At 61.8% G+C, this 15,543-nt stretch carries 12 protein-coding genes and 1 pseudogene; 5 read left to right on the top strand and 8 right to left on the bottom strand.

The window, feature by feature from the left end; all coding sequences use genetic code 11:
• Positions 1-50 precede the first annotated feature (50 nt).
• The 6 genes and pseudogenes from RHODMAR_RS09890 to RHODMAR_RS09865 form a co-directional block, all read right to left on the bottom strand.
• Positions 51-806: a hypothetical protein gene (locus RHODMAR_RS09890; protein WP_157226046.1), complete on the bottom strand. Its 756-nt coding sequence runs from the start codon at positions 804-806 to the stop codon at positions 51-53.
• Positions 807-832: 26 nt separating this feature from the next.
• Positions 833-1,942, bottom strand: coding sequence for a tyrosine-type recombinase/integrase (locus RHODMAR_RS09885; RefSeq protein WP_008713963.1), 1,110 nt, complete (start codon positions 1,940-1,942; stop codon positions 833-835).
• Between the two features lie 163 nt (positions 1,943-2,105).
• Positions 2,106-2,844: pseudogene (locus RHODMAR_RS09880) on the bottom strand (cation transporter).
• Complete coding sequence (locus tag RHODMAR_RS09875) at positions 2,844-3,173, bottom strand: ArsR/SmtB family transcription factor (protein WP_008713959.1); 330 nt, start codon at positions 3,171-3,173, stop codon at positions 2,844-2,846. The pseudogene RHODMAR_RS09880 and the gene RHODMAR_RS09875 overlap by 1 nt, the downstream one beginning before the upstream one ends.
• Positions 3,174-3,965: 792 nt before the next feature.
• Complete coding sequence (locus tag RHODMAR_RS09870) at positions 3,966-5,108, bottom strand: acyl-CoA dehydrogenase family protein (protein ID WP_008713957.1); 1,143 nt, start codon at positions 5,106-5,108, stop codon at positions 3,966-3,968.
• Positions 5,109-5,270: 162 nt separating this feature from the next.
• On the bottom strand, positions 5,271-6,629 hold the full coding sequence (locus RHODMAR_RS09865) for a cytochrome P450 (protein ID WP_008713955.1): 1,359 nt from the start codon (positions 6,627-6,629) through the stop codon (positions 5,271-5,273).
• Between the two features lie 93 nt (positions 6,630-6,722).
• Here RHODMAR_RS09865 and RHODMAR_RS09860 point away from each other — a divergent pair, with 93 nt between their 5' ends.
• Positions 6,723-7,343, top strand: a complete 621-nt coding sequence (locus RHODMAR_RS09860) for a TetR/AcrR family transcriptional regulator (RefSeq protein WP_042938614.1) — start codon at positions 6,723-6,725, stop codon at positions 7,341-7,343.
• A gap of 85 nt (positions 7,344-7,428) precedes the next feature.
• On the opposite strand, the gene RHODMAR_RS09855 is transcribed toward RHODMAR_RS09860, so the two are convergent.
• Positions 7,429-8,670 carry a PucR family transcriptional regulator gene (locus tag RHODMAR_RS09855; protein ID WP_042938612.1) on the bottom strand — a complete coding sequence of 414 codons (1,242 nt, stop codon included), beginning with the start codon at positions 8,668-8,670 and terminating at the stop codon, positions 7,429-7,431.
• 134 nt (positions 8,671-8,804) lie between these two features.
• Between RHODMAR_RS09855 and RHODMAR_RS09850 the strand changes: the two genes are divergently transcribed.
• The 4 genes from RHODMAR_RS09850 (at position 8,805) to RHODMAR_RS09835 (ending at position 14,711) form a co-directional block, all read left to right on the top strand.
• Positions 8,805-10,358, top strand: a complete 1,554-nt coding sequence (locus RHODMAR_RS09850) for an aldehyde dehydrogenase family protein (RefSeq protein ID WP_008713950.1) — start codon at positions 8,805-8,807, stop codon at positions 10,356-10,358.
• 24 nt (positions 10,359-10,382) lie between these two features.
• Positions 10,383-11,210: an SDR family oxidoreductase gene (locus RHODMAR_RS09845; RefSeq protein WP_008713948.1), complete on the top strand. Its 828-nt coding sequence runs from the start codon at positions 10,383-10,385 to the stop codon at positions 11,208-11,210.
• Between the two features lie 145 nt (positions 11,211-11,355).
• Positions 11,356-12,762, top strand: a complete 1,407-nt coding sequence (locus RHODMAR_RS09840) for an FAD-dependent oxidoreductase (protein ID WP_042938617.1) — start codon at positions 11,356-11,358, stop codon at positions 12,760-12,762.
• 161 nt (positions 12,763-12,923) lie between these two features.
• Complete coding sequence (locus RHODMAR_RS09835; RefSeq protein WP_008713945.1) at positions 12,924-14,711, top strand: AMP-dependent synthetase/ligase; 1,788 nt, start codon at positions 12,924-12,926, stop codon at positions 14,709-14,711.
• Between the two features lie 106 nt (positions 14,712-14,817).
• On the opposite strand, the gene RHODMAR_RS09830 is transcribed toward RHODMAR_RS09835, so the two are convergent.
• The coding region (locus RHODMAR_RS09830) for an HAD-IC family P-type ATPase (RefSeq protein WP_008713943.1) at positions 14,818-15,543 on the bottom strand (726 nt) is incomplete at its 5' end.

Below are 15,543 nucleotides of genomic sequence, written 5' to 3'. Positions count from 1 at the left end.
GAGCTGACCGAACTCACACAAGACCAAGTCTCCGGACTCGCCGGTGCGGTTCAATCTGATGGAGTCGCATGCGGGCCTGCGACGAGATGCAAGGCCGTCGACAGCCGAGTCAGAGTGATGACGTCGCGCTGCATACATGTGATGCTGTACTCGGTTTCGTTGCGCCACTTGATGAACTGTTTGACTGCGTCCCTCAACCATGGTCGACCGATTTCAGTGAATCGAAGGATTGTGCCGTTGGTTCGCTTGTGCAGTCGTATTCGCCGAACACGCCAGACGTCGAGGTGGTATTCGTCGTCGATTCCCCCGCGTCCGTGCAGCTGGTCCACTGCGTCGATTGCGTAGGTGAGCAGACCTGGCTTGAGTTTCATGGTGCCCGCGGCAGTGCGTTGCGCTTTCATGATCGGCCAGGCGGTTTCAGGATGTCCCATCAACGAGGTAATGCCGGACGCCTCCAACACGCGAATGAAGTTCTGCATCGACGACAACCGCATGGTGGGCGGGTCTGGATCCTCCCGTGTGAGAGCGATTGCGTACGCGAGTTCCCACTTCAGCGGAACCGGAAGGCCACTGAGGCTCAGCGTCTTGGAGCCGACCGGTTCCGGCCCGGGGTCCCAAGCGTCGAGCTCAGGCCGTCCTGCTGATTTCCATCTGTCGTGGTGACCGACGCATAGCTTTTTCGCAGCGATCTGTGTGCACGCGGTTGCTGAGCACCTAGTTCCGCCGCCGATAGCGTCGTCGGCGGATACTGAAATCGCATCGTCGATGAGAATCTCCTCCGCACGCTCGCGAAGCACGGTCATCACTGACGAAAAGTTTGGTTGCGCCGCCATCAGAATGACCCGCTGGCTGGGGATGCTGCTGCCGGGCCGGTGAGCCAACCCGCTTCGGTGAGTGCGCGCCGAACGTCGTCAATCTCGAGATGGGCATAGGTATCGATTGTGGTGGTGATCGATCTGTGTCCGAGGAGCTTCTGCACGACCTCCTGGGGGACGCCTCTACGAAGAAGGTCGGTGGCATAGGTGTGGCGCAGCATGTGTGGGGTGAAAACGACCCCGCTGCGGCGTCGAAGCCTGCTGGTCAGATCTGTCACGGTCCAGTATTTCCAGGGCTCGCCCACCCTGCCGGACCACAGGTTGACGAAGATGTAGTCGCTGTCGATGTCGCCGTACTCGTCGACGAGGTAGTCGGTGTAGAGGCGGATCAGATGGGCCGGTATCGGTATCTCGCGTTCGCCTGTCTTTGCGTGTGCGCCATTGGTGTTGAATCGAGACTTGACGTGCAATGTCATGCTGGCCGGGTCGATGTCTTCATGCCGGAGACCGATTGCTTCACCGATCCGAATTCCGCTGGTGTGCAGGAGCGAAACCAGTAGGCGGTCGCGCAGTCTGTCACAAGCGCGGAGGATCGCGTCGACCTGCGCACTGGTCAACGTCCGCGAGTGGCGTTGCGGCTGTTTCAGTTTCACACTCAAGGTCTGCTTGATCGGTGCGTCGAGGTGACCCAGGAAGGGCGTGTATCGGCCACTGCGACGGCGAGCAGCGGTGATCGAGGAGGAGTCGACACCGTAGTGAGAGTGATACCGATAGAACGATCCGATGGCCGCGAGCTTGCGGTTGATCGTCGATGTGGAGCAGTGCGGTTCGTCGAGGCCAAGCGGTATGACGTTGCTGCTGCGTGAGAATGGAGGGAGGCGCAACCACGCTATGAACGCTCCCAGGGTAGTGGGGTCGACCGACGTCCAGTCCGAGCCGCGGAGGGTGAGAAACCAGAAGAAGTCGCGCAAATCGAACGCATAGGACCTGACAGTGGACGATGCCCGCTCGATCCTTGCCTGGTGGGCGAGGAACTGCTCGATAGGTTCGATGACCGAGAAACACTCATCGACAACGGTCCACGACTCAGGCCCGCCCTCGCGTGTAAGCACTCGCTGCACCATCATGGAGGACTCCTCCGCTCATCGACACTTCCGGTGCGGTGAACGGTAGAACTGGCCACCGACATGTTTCGAGACCGTTTGTCGGTGGCCAGCTGATCTAGTGAGTTTTCAAGTGATCTGCCGTGAACTGAAGCGCAAACCTTCGAGCCGACTCGAAGGTTTGCGCTTACCCATCGAGACCTTCGGCGACCCATTCGGATTTGGCTTGTCGATCGCAGCAGTCGCAGTGATGCGATTCAACTCTCACTTCACTGGGAATCACTGTCGCGCAGCATGTGTCACCCTTCCAGGCGTTGAGGCCTTCCTTGACTGCCAGTGCTGCGATCACGAGCGCGGCGACGGGATCGGCCCAGGACCAGCCGAAGGCACTATTGAGAATCAGGCCGACGAGAAGTACAGCGGAGAGGTAGGTACACAGCAGTGTCTGCTTCGAATCCGCAACAGCAGTGGCAGAACCCAGTTCTCGGCCCGCGCGGCCGCTGCGCCCTGGACAACGCCGGCATGATCGCCAAACTCACAGCAGCCAGGGCGAGTCCGACGGTCGAGTGCTCGGCCTCACCCAGTCCGAACAGTGAGCGGACGGCGTCGACGGTGACGAAGATGGCCAACCCGAAGAACGAAAGAGCGATAACCCGTAGCGTGATCTTCTCTCGCGATTGCGGGTTCGCCGCCGAGAACTGCCAGGCCACCGCCGCCGCAGAGGACACCTCGATGACCGAGTCCAATCCGAACCCGATGAGCGCCGTCGAGGACACCCGTGCGCCTTCGGTGATCGCGATGATCGCTTCGATCACGTTGTACGCAATCGTCGCGGCGACGAAGTAGCGGATCCGCCTCGACAACACCGCGCGTCGCGCGTCGGTCGGATAGTCCATCAGCTGCGGAGCACCCCGCTCTGCCGACATCAGCAGCACCCCACTGCGTCGGCAGTCGAACAACACGTCGGGTCGACGGCGAGCACGACTGCAAGCAGGTCGTCCAATGCACGACCGATGTTGTCGTCAGCCAACTCGTATCGCATCCGGCGCCCGTCCGGGACTGCTACGACCAGCCCGCATCCCCGTAGGCAGGCGAGATGATTCGACAGCTTCTGCCGCGTCACCAACAGCGAATCGGCCAGCTCAGCCGGATACCGCGGCCGATCCTTGAGGGCCAACAACACCTGGGTACGGGTTTCGTCGGACAGGGCATGCCCGAACCGGGACAGTACCGAAACGCGGGTCAGGAGATCCATGATCGAAACGATACATCAGTGTCTGTATTCAGAAATGGGTGTATCTCAACCCCACTCACTAAGTACATCTCGGGTCTGCTGTGCAAGTCACGGTTACAGCCCGCGGTGTCAGTTTCAGAAGACGAGTGCTGTGGAACGTAATCGACTCCAACACACTCGAGCGCGAACTCGCACAACATAATGAGGGTCGGCTGATCGGGCGTACGGGTCTTCGTAAGGTGACAAGTTCGTCCTGTCGTTGTTCGATCTGACAAAATCTTGATGACTGATCATCGCCGAAGCACATTCCCTCGACGCGGGCGACGCATCAGTGTCCAAGCCTGTGATCAGGAGGAGGACGCGGTGAATCACAGGCTCGGCCGAATCGTCGGTGTTCCCTGAATTTCGGCTAGGCGGTCAGCACTGGGCGAGAAAGGCTGCCATGAGCTTGTCGGGGGGGCGAACCGCACTAACGGTTTCCTTCGCGGAGTCAGAGACTCGGGCAGGCCGCAGTCAGACGGTGACCCCACGGTCCACAACGTCATGGTTTCAACGTGCGACACGATCGGTTAGCGTCTGAGGGCTTAGTGAGGATGACGACTCCTCTGAATGCTCCGGATTGCCGCCTTCGGGAGTTCGATCTCCGCATTTCAGAGGGTTATTCTTCCGATCTGACGCACAGTGACCCTCGCCATCGTGAATGCCCCAGGGGCTATCGCTTCGGTAGATGCTCAATTTGTCACAAGTAGAGATATCTACATCGAAAATTCAGCCCGCCGACAGTTCCACTCCAGGTCTTGATTACGGACTCGATCAAAGGTTCAAGGATCGCCCGATGATCTCCTTCATGATCTCGGTGGTGCCGCCGTAGACGGTCTGGATGCGAGAATCCATGTATGCCTTAGCGATCGGGTATTCCTTCATGTAGCCGTAGCCGCCGTGGAGTTGGAGGCATCGGTCGATCAGTTTGACCTGGGCTTCGGTGGTCCACCACTTAGCCATGGCGGCTTCTTGCACGGTCAACTTCTCGGCATTGAGTTGCTCGATGAACTTGTCTACGAGAACGCGGACGGCCGTAGTCTTCGTGGTCTCTTCCGCCAGTACGAATCGGGTGTTCTGGAAGCTACCGATGGACCTGCCGAAGGCCTTGCGCTCGCGGCAGTACTGGATCGTGCTTTCCAGAACGGATTCCATGACTGCAGCAGCGACCACGGCGATGGAAAGCCTCTCCTGGGGAAGGTTCTTCATCAGGTAGAGGAAGCCCATTCCCTCCTCGCCGAGCATGTTGGATGCGGGGACTCGGACGTCGGTGAAGCTCAGTTCTGCGGTGTCTTGTGCCTTTAACCCGATCTTGTCGAGGTTGCGCCCTCGTTCGAAGCCTGGCATTCCGCGCTCGACAACGAAGAGGCTGAAGCCTTGCGCTCCGATGTCGGGGTCAGTGCACGCAACGACGATGACGATGTCGGCGTTGATGCCGTTGGTGATGAACGTCTTGGACCCGTTGAGAATCCAGTCATCGCCGTCGCGGACGGCTCTGGTCTTGATGCCCTGTAGGTCGCTACCGGTTCCGGGTTCTGTCATGGCGATCGCAGAGATCAGTTCTCCCGAGGTGAATCCCGGCAGCCAACGCTGTTTCTGCTCGTCGTTACACAGATCGACCAGATAGGGCGCCACGACGTCGTTGTGGAGCATGAAACCGATACCGCTGTAACCAGCCTTGGTCGCTTCCTCGGTGATGACGACGTTGTATCGAAAGTCTTTGACGCCGCCGCCGCCGAATTCCTCGGGAACTGCCATTCCCAGGAAACCTTGCTTGCCGGCTTCCACCCAGACGTCGCGATCGACGATGTTCTGCTCTTCCCACTTGTCGTGGAAGGGCGCGACGTGCTGTGCCAAGAACTTCTGGAAGGACTCCCGGAAAAGATCATGTTCCGGTTCGAACAGGGTACGTTCCACGCCAACTCCTACTACGTCGATGTTTTGTGGGAGAACTGAATTTCGTTGCGTCCGTTCGTACTGTCGTAGGACGGTACGAACTCGTCAGAGCATTCGTCGATGATGTGAGCGATCAGGAGCGGTGACTGCATCCGCCTGTAGAGCAAGCTTTCTGGCGTATCCTCACTGCTCGAGGAAACGCAGATCGACCGGTTGTCCGTCGGAGGGGAACGGCAGGGACGTGAAGTTGAGCGGGGCGACGTAGTCGGCGTCGACGCGCCAGTCGAAGCGCAGAAGGAGATGATGCATGATCGCTTTGATCTCGGCGCCGGCGAAGTGCATGCCGAGGCATTTGTGCACACCACCACCGAACGGCTCCCACGCGTATCGGTGCACCTTGTCTTCGCGTCGGTGCTCCGCGAAGCGCTCGGGATCGAAGCGTTCTGGTTCGGGCCAGTACTGCGACATGTGGTGGGTGAAATGCGGCACCACCGCCGCGTACGTTCCTGCAGGCACGAAATGTCCCTGGACCTGGGTGTCGCGGACCGCGCGGCGCGCCACGACCGGTACCGGAGAGACGATCCGGAGGCATTCTTTCATGACCAGATCGAGGCTGACGAGTCCGTCGAGATCGGCGTAGCTCGGTGACGCTGTTCCCAACTCGAGGGACTCTGCCCGGCATCTGTCCTGCCACTGTGGGTGTTGGCCCAGGTATTGCATCATCGTGGAGATGGTGATGGTGGAGGTGTCGTGCGCGGCCATCAGGAGGAAGATCATGTGGTCGACGACTTCGTCGTCGCTGAAGCGTTGTCCTGCTTCGGATTCGATGTGGCAGAGCACGGAGAACAGGTCATCGGTTTCGTGTGATCGGCGTGCCGGTAGGTACTGCCGGAAGAAGTCTTCCAGGACCCGGCGTCCGTCGAGTCCTCGCTTCCACCTGGTTCCTGGGACGTTGTAGCGCACGACTGAGGTGGCTGCCTGTACACAATCGACGAAAGCTTTTTTCACCGAGTCGATTTCGCTCTCGGTGGATCTTTCCGCGCCTCCCATGAAGATGTCGGTGGCGAGATCTAGGGTGAGTGATTTGAGTGCGGTGTAGGCGCGGAATCCGTCGGTGGGAGTCCAGGCGTCGAGCGCCGAGGCGATCGCCGGGTTGAGAACGTCGACTGTTTTTTCCAGGCGTGATCGGGTGAATGCCTCCTGCATGATTCGTCGGTGTCGTAGATGTTCTTCCGAGTCGAGAAGCATGAGACCGCCGTGGAAGAAGGGGCCGATCAGGACCGACCAGCCGTCGCCGTTGATGAATGCTCGATCTTTGTTCTGCAGCACTTCTTGGCATGCGTCGGGTCCGAGGACCGCGACCCAACGTCGCCCGATCATGGAGAACCAGGAGACCTCGCCGTAGCGGTCCCAGTGCTTTTGCATCAAGGCGAGGGGATCGCGGATGTATTCGAGTGCGTGCCCGACACCGGGGAGCCCCGATCGGCCCGAGATCGGGAGTAACTGCGACTGTGCTGGTGGATCGGCCAGGATCTTGGACATGGATGAACCTCGACTTCCGCATTGATCTGACAGTGCATCCTGTCAGATATTGGTAGTCTGCGTCACAGTGATCGGATCTGTCAATATCGACCTATGACTTCTCCTACGCCACGTCGATACGCGGGCCTGAGCGGCGACCAGCGTGCAGCACTGCGGCGTGAAACCTTGCTCGAAGCCGCATTGGAAGTCTTTGCTGCCACAGGCAAGAGTGGTGCCACCATGACCGCCATCTGCGCGCACGCCAAGTTGACCGAGCGGTACTTCTACGAAAGTTTCACCAGCAGAGACGAAGTCCTGCAGAAGGTCCTGGACGGAATCGCCGACGAAGTCCGCGAAGCCGGACTGGACGCACTTCGGGCGAGCGGCGGGACGCTCGAGCAGCGCGTACGAAATGCCATCGCCTCGTTCGTCACCATCTTGACCGACGATCCACGCAAGGGACGTGTTGCGATGATCGAATCCGCCGCGTTCGAACCTCTGCGCACCCACCGACGTGCAGCGCTGCGGGGCTTTGCTCAGATGGTGGCCGACGAAGCCACCCGCATGTACGGCGACCGGGCATGGCCACCACACCAGGGCGAAATCAACGGATTGCTGTTTGTGGGCGGCTTGGCCGAGTTGGTCACCGCATGGTTGAACGACGAGATCGCCATCACCCCTGACGAGATCGTCGATGCGGCAACATATCAATTCACCTCCACCGCCCACCGGTAAGGAGTCGAGTGCTGGAGTTCACGATCGAACGGGTAGCGAAGGCTCCAACCACACCCCCTGCAGGGCATCGGCCAGCTGAAGAGTGTCACTCGTGGATGGCCGGACCGTAGGTGTCGGCGTATTCGAGCGCAAGTTCGAGTTTGAGCCGGTTGGCCCCGATGGGGTGTCCGAGCATCTCCTCGGCGCGCTGGATGCGGTACCGCACGGTGTTCTTGTGCACGCCGAGCGCGCGAGCTGCCGCGTCCGGGCTGCGGTTCACATTCAGATAGGTGCGCAGAGTGCGGCGCAACTGGGTGGAGGCTGCATCGGTACCGTCGAGGCCGCGTAGTTCACGCGAAACCAGTGCCCTCGCCGCGTCGGGGTGGCCGTCGAGTAGGTGGATAATTTCGACGTCTGCATACAAAATCGGGCGAGCCGCAACCTCCTGATGTTCCGAAATATGATGAGCGGAAACAGCTTCGGTGTGACTTTGCCGAAATCCTCGAATTCCCTTGCCTGGGTTGCCCATCGCGATCGATATCCCGGCCGGGATATCCGCACCGATGTCCACTGCGGCGAGATCCGACTCGACGTCCATCGACAGCCACGCCCAGAGCCCTCGCGATCCCGACGGCAGAGTCAGTAGCTGCCGAGCCCCGATCGTGGCCGCGACCGCGCGGACAACGGAATTCAGGACGCCGATCACGTCCTCGGTCTGCTCGGACGGCACGTTGTCGAACCACAACACCAGTGCCGTGTTATGCCTGATCAACGGGTAATTCAAACGGTTCGATGCCGCCGCGGCATCGACGATCTCACCTCGGATGATCGCCTGCACGGTTTCCGCCTGCCGTGCGAACGCGCCGCTCAATCCGCGCTCTCGTTCCTCACTGTAGGTATCGGTGAGTATCTCCAACGACACGTTGAGCCAGTGATTCGCCCGCTCCAAGAGCCGTATCAATACCTTCGGTTCCAGTACGGGGTCGGTGATGCGCTCACTTGCCGTTTCCGCGGCGAACCTCAGCAGCGCCTTCTGGCCGACTCGGTAGATCTGCATCAAGACCCTCAGATGCAGACCTCGTCGGGCGATCGTGCGCGCGAGATCATGAGCTGCGAGCGGCAGGTCCACCTCGGCGGAGTCGTCGGTGAGCCAGATCAACAGCGCACGCCCTTGCCCGCGGGTGCTGGCATCGAGGTCCCGTCGCAACTCCCGGTCCGCGGAAACTTCGGGGACCTCCGCCACTATTGCTGCGTCGAAGCGCGCGACAAGGCCATCGAGGGTGCCGGGCACCAGCGCCTCCGCAGCGAATTCCCGGAGCCAGGCCATCACCATGTCGTCAGCGGACACGTTGGCACCTCTTTCGGATTTGGACTTAAAGTACAAGAATGGCCGATCTCCTTGGCCTATTTCGCCAAGAAAACTTCGGTTCGCTTGTGTAATTCTAATAAGACGTGGCGCACATCATAGAAGGCGGGGTTCATATGAGATCCGGAAGCAAGGCCGAGACGGGCTATGTCGACATCGATGTGCACTGCCCCGCGGACGGACGCCTCGTCGCGCGCGTACCGGACAATAGTTCCGAGACAGTGACCGAGACCGTCCGGCGTCTGCGCGCTCACCAAGTCGAGTGGGAAGCGCTGGGGCCGAAAGGTCGGGCCAAGTGGCTACGGAAGCTGCGGGACTGGCTCCTCGACAACGAGCGCCATCTCATCGACGTACTGCAGTCCGAGACCGGCAAACCGCGCGCCGAAGCAGCCATCGAGCCCGCGCTCGCGTGCGATCTGATCAACTACTTCGCTGACAATGCCGGCACGTTTCTCGCCGACGAGCGTGTGAAACCCCACGGACCGCTCTCGATGACCAAGCGACTGATCAAAACTGTCCGCCCCTACCCGGTAGTCGGTGTGATCACTCCGTGGAACTTCCCGCTCGCGATGCCGGCGATGGACATCATCCCGGCTCTGCTCGCCGGCGCGGCGGTTCTGCTCAAACCGTCCGAGGTGACGCCGTTGGCAGCCGTCGAACTCGCACGGGGATGGTCGGACATTGGTGCGCCCCCTGTTTTCTCGGTCCTCACCGGCCGCGGCGACACCGGTGCAGCGGTAGTGGATTCGGTGGACTTCGTGCAGTTCACCGGTTCCACAGCAACCGGTCGAGCGATCGCGGTGCGGGCTGCCGAGCGACTGGTGCCGTGCAGTCTCGAACTGGGCGGCAAAGATCCGGCGATCGTGTTGGCGGATGCCGACCTGGACCGCGCGGTAGCCGGAATCGCCTGGGGCGGCCTGTTCAATGCCGGACAAGTGTGTGTGTCGATCGAACGCGTCTACGTCGAGGCCCCCGTCCACGACGAGTTCGTCGCGCGACTGGTGGCACTCGTCGGCTCGCTCCGACAGGGCACCGACGACGACGGATATCGCACCGATGTCGGCGCGCTGGCCACCGAGGCGCAACGTGACCTCGTTGCCCGGCACGTCGCCGACGCTGTGGACAGCGGCGCCACGGCCCTGACCGGAGGCAAAGCCGGGAGCACCGGCACCTTCTTCGAGCCGACTGTCCTCGTCGACGTAAACCATTCGATGGCCTGCATCCGGGAAGAGACCTTCGGGCCCACCATCCCCGTGGTCAAGGTCGCCAACGCCGACGAAGCCGTACGTTTGGCCAACGATTCCGAGTACGGCCTGTCTGCGACGGTGTGGTGCGGGAACAGAACCCGCGGCGAGGAGATCGCCCGCCGACTCGACGCCGGCGCGGTGAACATCAACGACGCCTTCTCCAATCTGTTCGCGCTGGGGCTACCGCACGGAGGCTGGAAGCAATCCGGTCTCGGCGCACGATTCGGGGGTGAATACGGAATCCGCAAGTACACCCGGCAGCAGGCGATCACGATGCCGCGCGGACCCGTGATGAAGCGGGAATTGCTCTGGTATCCGTACACCCCCTTACGTGGTCGTTTCGTCGGCCGGCTGCTGCGCGCCCTCGTCGCGCGTGACCCGCGCCGCCGACTGTCCGTATCAAGCCGCTCGAACTCCCTGTAACGACGACTGAAGGACACAAGGAAAATGACACAATCTCTGCACGGTCGCGTCATCGCGATCACCGGCGGTGCCCGCGGAATCGGGTTCGCGACCGCGACCGCGTTGACCAGACTCGGCGCGAAGGTGGCAATCGGGGACATCGACGAGGCCAAACTCAAGGAGTCCGCGACCCAACTCGGCCTGACCAGCTACCGCAAGCTCGACGTGACCGACACCGAATCCTTCGAGGCCTTCCTCGACGACGTGGAAGCAACGCTCGGGCCTATCGACGTGCTCGTCAACAACGCCGGCATCATGCCCGCCGGCCGGATCGCGGACGAACCCGACGCGGTCACCCGCCGGATCCTCGATATCAACGTCCTCGGGGTGATCACCGGCTCCAAACTCGCTGTTCGGCGAATGCTGCCGCGCGGCCGCGGACACGTGGTCAACATCGCCTCACTCGCCGGCGAAATTTACACGCCCGGACTGGCCACCTACTGCGCCAGCAAATATGCCGTCGTCGGTTTCACCGACGCCGCGCGGGTGGAGCACCGCGGTACGGGAATCGAGTTTTCCGCGGTACTGCCATCCTTCGTCAACACCGAGTTGACGGCGGGTACCAAGGGGCTTCCCGGACTCAAGAACGCTGAACCCGAAGACATCGCACGTGCCGTCGTGGCATTGATCGAACGCCCCAAGCCGAAGGTACGGGTAACCAAGCTCGTCGGCGCCCTCGCCGCCAGTCAGAAGTTCTTACCCCGCCAGATCAGCGAAGCGCTCACCCGAGCGCTTCACACAGACAGAGTGTTTCTCGAAGACGTCGACACCGCAGCCAGGCGGGCCTACGAAGAGCGGGCTCGTCACAGCTGAGCCGATTGCCCGCGATGCACGGGCCCTCCATCTCGGTCGTCGCTCCGATTCTTCCGGAGTCGACATGACAGCACTTCATCTCAGTCAACGACAGAAGGCACAGAAGATCTTCATGGCCACCGAAGCTTCCATTTCCGCGACACCGATGTCGCCCGAGGACAACCTTTTACGCCCACTCCGGGTCGCGATCATCGGCGCTGGCCCCGCCGGCATCTACGCAGCCGACGCACTCATGAAATCCGACACCGCAGTCTCCGGCCGCGGCGTCAGCATCGACCTCTTCGAGCGCATGCCCGCGCCCTTCGGACTCATCCGCTACGGCGTCGCACCAGACCACCCGCGCATCAAAGGCATCATCACCGCCCTGCACAAGGTCCTCGACAAGCCGCAGGTCCGCCTCCTCGGCAACATCGACTACGGCACCGACATCACCCTCGATGACCTGCAGTCGTTCTACGACGCCGTCATCTTCTCCACCGGCGCAAATGCCGACCGCGCACTCGGCATCCCCGGCATCGACCTCGACGGCAGCTACGGCGCCGCCGACTTCGTCTCCTGGTACGACGGCCACCCCGACGTCCCGCGCGAATGGCCGCTCGACGCCGAGAAGGTCGCTGTCCTCGGTGTCGGCAACGTCGCCCTCGATATCGCCCGTGTCCTCGCCAAGACCGGCGACGAACTTCTCCCCACCGAGATCCCCGCCAACGTCTACGAGGGCCTCAAGAACAACAAGGCCGTCGAGGTCCACGTCTTCGGACGACGCGGCCCCGCCCAGGCCAAGTTCACGCCCCTCGAACTGCGTGAGCTCGATCATTCGCCCACTATCGAGGTCATCGTCGACCCCGAGGACATCGATTACGATGAGGGTTCCGAGCAGGCTCGCCGTAACTCCAAGCAGGTCGACATGGTTGCGAACACCCTGCAGGACTGGGCAATTCGCGACGTCGGAAACCGCCCGCACAAGCTGTTCCTGCACTTCTTCGAATCTCCCACCGAGATCCTCGGCGAAGACGGCAAGGTCGTCGGCCTGCGCACCGAGCGCACCCAGCTCGACGGCACCGGAAACGTCAAGGGCACCGGCACGTACAAGGACTGGGATGTCCAGGCCGTGTACCGCGCCGTCGGTTACCTCTCACAGAACGTCACGCAGCTGCCGTTCGACGACCAGGCCGGCACCGTCCCCAACGACGCCGGACGCGTCGTCGCCGACGACAACGCCGAGGGCGCAGCCCGGTTCATGCCGGCCACCTACGTCACCGGCTGGATCAAGCGCGGCCCCGTCGGCCTCATCGGCCACACCAAGGGTGACGCCAACGAAACCGTCGCGAATCTTCTCGAGGATTCCGTCGACTTCGCCGGCGCCGCGAACCCCGACGAGAACGCCGTCATCGAGTTCCTCGAAGGCAAGCAGGTGCCGTACACGACCTGGCAGGGCTGGTACCGCCTCGACGCGCACGAGCGCAGCCTGGGCGAGCCCGAAGGCCGTGAGCGCATCAAGGTCGTCGAGCGTCACGACATGCTCAAGGCATCCGAGCCCAACCGCACCCACTGAGTCGAATCCACGTGAACTGAGTGCTCGAACACCTGAATGTGCCCAAAAGTGTCCGAACTCTTCAATGCGTTTCATGTGGCAGACACCATCCCCGATTCCAAGAAGAACGGGGGTTTTCATTTACCGACGCGGCCACAGAGCTGTCACTGAAGGGGTCAATAGTGCGCGAGTTCTCAGTTTCACAGTCGTTCTCAATTCCTGGAAACATTTCCACGGCCGACTCCGTGTTCCGTCACGCCGAAGAAGACCCCACATTCGTGCCGTTCAAGAGGCCGTCGAACGGCGGCTGGGTCGACGTCACCGCAGCTGAATTCGCGAAGCAGGTCTCCGCAGTTGCCAAGGGCCTGATCGCGTCAGGTGTCGAACTCGGCGACCGCGTCGCTATCCTGTCCGCGACCCGCTACGAGTGGGTCGTTCTCGACTACGCCATCTGGACTGCCGGCGGATGCACCGTCGCGATCTACGAGACCTCCTCCCCCGATCAGGCGCAGTGGATCCTCGAAAATTCAGCGACAACACTTCTGGTCGTCGAAACGGCCAAGCACGCAGAGACCCACAAGGAAGTCACCGACGGCGCAGAAGCTCTCCGCGAAGTCCTGATCATCGAATCGGGTGCCATCGACGAGCTGTCCAGCCGCGGTTCCGCCATCACCGACGAAGAACTGCACACACGTCGCCACCAGGTCACCGCCGCCTCGCCCGCGACCCTGATCTACACCTCCGGAACCACCGGACGCCCCAAGGGCGTCCAGCTGACACACTCCAACCTCCACGCCGAGTCCAACGCCTGCCGCCTGGCCCTGCCGGAGTCGATGATCCCCGGCAAAAAGACGCTGATGTTCCTCCCGCTCGCCCACGCATTCGCACGAGCGATCTCCTACGGCGCTTTCGACGCCAAGGTCACCGTCGCCCACACCTCGGACCTGACGACGCTCCTCGAGCAGTTCGCCGGCTTTAAGCCCAACTTCATCCTGTCGGTGCCCCGCGTGTTCGAGAAGGTCTACAACTCGGCTCGCCAGAAAGCCGTCGACGGCGGCAAGGGCAGCATCTTCGACAAGGCTGCCGCCACCGCCATCGAATACAGCGAATCCCTCGAAAAGGGTGGCCCCGGACTGGCACTCAAGCTCAAGCACGCGGTATTCGACAAGCTCGTCTACTCGAAGCTGCGCGCAGCACTGGGCGGCGAGTGCGAGCGAGCAGTCTCCGGCGGCGCAGCCCTCGGCGCGCGCCTCGGCCACTACTTCCGCGGCGTCGGCATCCCGATCTACGAGGGCTACGGCCTCACCGAGACCAGCGCCGCAATCACCGTCAACACCTCGAGCGCGCAGCGCGTCGGCACCGTCGGCAAGCCGATCAACGGCCACGCCGCCCGAATCGCCGAAGACGGCGAACTCCTCCTGCAGGGCCCGGTCGTGTTCGCCGGCTACTGGCACAACGACAAGGCCACTGCCGAATCCATCGTCGACGGCTGGTTCCACACCGGCGACCTCGGATCGATCGACAACGAGGGCTACGTCTCCATCACCGGCCGCAAGAAGGAAATCATCGTCACCGCCGGCGGCAAGAACGTCGCACCGGCAGGCCTCGAAGATTCCCTGCGCGCGCACGCTCTGATCAGCCAGTGCCTCGTCGTCGGCGACGGTCAGCCGTTCATCGGTGCACTGATCACCCTCGATCCGGAGACACTGCCCGGTTGGGTCGAGCGCAACGGCCTACCCGCGAACACCGCGATCGCCGATCTGGTGAAGAACGCCGACCTGATCGCCGAAATCGACTCGGCCGTCGCCGACGCCAACAAGAAAGTCTCCAACCCCGAGCAGATCAAGAAATACACGATCCTCGAGGTCGACTTCACCCAGGAGACCGGCGAATTGACGCCGACGCTCAAGCTCAAGCGCAACATCATTCACGAAGCTCACAAGACCAAAATCAGCGCCCTCTACGCCTGACCCATCGACTCCGCTCACTGGTATCCAAAATTCCCTTGGAGAGCTGAAGGAGAAAATCGACAAACCTCAAAGCATGCCAAATCAGGCATCGAAAACCACGCCACATTCACCCGAAAGTCACAGGTGTGAGATCGAGTCGGCGCAACAATTGTGCGTTGGCTGCGACGATGATCGTTGACAACGACATCAGGATCGCGCCGATCGACATGGGAAGCACGAACCCGATCGGTGCCAGCACTCCCGCCGCGAGCGGAACGGAAATCAAGTTGTATCCCGCTGCCCACCACAGGTTTTGCTTCATCTTCCGATACGACGCCTTCGACAGTTCGATCACCGACAACACCGACCGGGGGTCGTCGCTGGCGAGGATCACTCCCGCCGACGCGATGGCGACGTCGGTACCCGCGCCGATCGCGATGCCGACATCGGCCTGCGCTATAGCGGGCGCATCGTTGACGCCGTCGCCGACCATCGCCACAGTGCGGCCCTCCCGTTGGAGATCAGCGACGGTGTGCGACTTGTCTTCCGGTTTCACTCCGGCGAAGTAGCGGTCCACACCGAGTTCGGTGGCTACGGATTTCGCGACAGCGTCGGCGTCACCGGTGATCATGACCACCGTGACACCGCGGGCGTGCAGCGCATCGATCGCTGCACGTGATTCGGGCCGGACCTCGTCGGCGAGCGCGAGCGCGCCGATCACGGTGCCGCCGGCGAAGACGTGCAGGATGATCGCTCCGTCTTCGCGCCACCGGTCGGCGACGGTGAGTTCGGTTGCATGTTCCTGCTCGAGCAGTGCAGGGCCGCCGACCTGGATTGTGGTGCCGTCGACGTC

Source organism: Rhodococcus sp. AW25M09 (genome assembly GCF_000333955.1).
In the GTDB taxonomy this organism is placed as follows: domain Bacteria; phylum Actinomycetota; class Actinomycetes; order Mycobacteriales; family Mycobacteriaceae; genus Rhodococcoides.
This window is presented reverse-complemented; position numbering and strand designations above follow the sequence as displayed.

Excerpts from the sequence above, each read along its gene's own strand:
- RHODMAR_RS09885 (WP_008713963.1), bottom strand. The coding sequence starts at position 1,942 with ATGATGGTGCAGCGAGTGCTTACACGCGAGGGCGGGCCTGAGTCGTGG.
- RHODMAR_RS09875 (WP_008713959.1), bottom strand. The coding sequence starts at position 3,173 with ATGGATCTCCTGACCCGCGTTTCGGTACTGTCCCGGTTCGGGCATGCC.
- RHODMAR_RS09865 (WP_008713955.1), bottom strand. The coding sequence starts at position 6,629 with ATGTCCAAGATCCTGGCCGATCCACCAGCACAGTCGCAGTTACTCCCG.
- RHODMAR_RS09860 (WP_042938614.1), top strand. The coding sequence starts at position 6,723 with ATGACTTCTCCTACGCCACGTCGATACGCGGGCCTGAGCGGCGACCAG.
- RHODMAR_RS09850 (WP_008713950.1), top strand. The coding sequence starts at position 8,805 with ATGAGATCCGGAAGCAAGGCCGAGACGGGCTATGTCGACATCGATGTG.
- RHODMAR_RS09845 (WP_008713948.1), top strand. The coding sequence starts at position 10,383 with ATGACACAATCTCTGCACGGTCGCGTCATCGCGATCACCGGCGGTGCC.
- RHODMAR_RS09840 (WP_042938617.1), top strand. The coding sequence starts at position 11,356 with ATGTCGCCCGAGGACAACCTTTTACGCCCACTCCGGGTCGCGATCATC.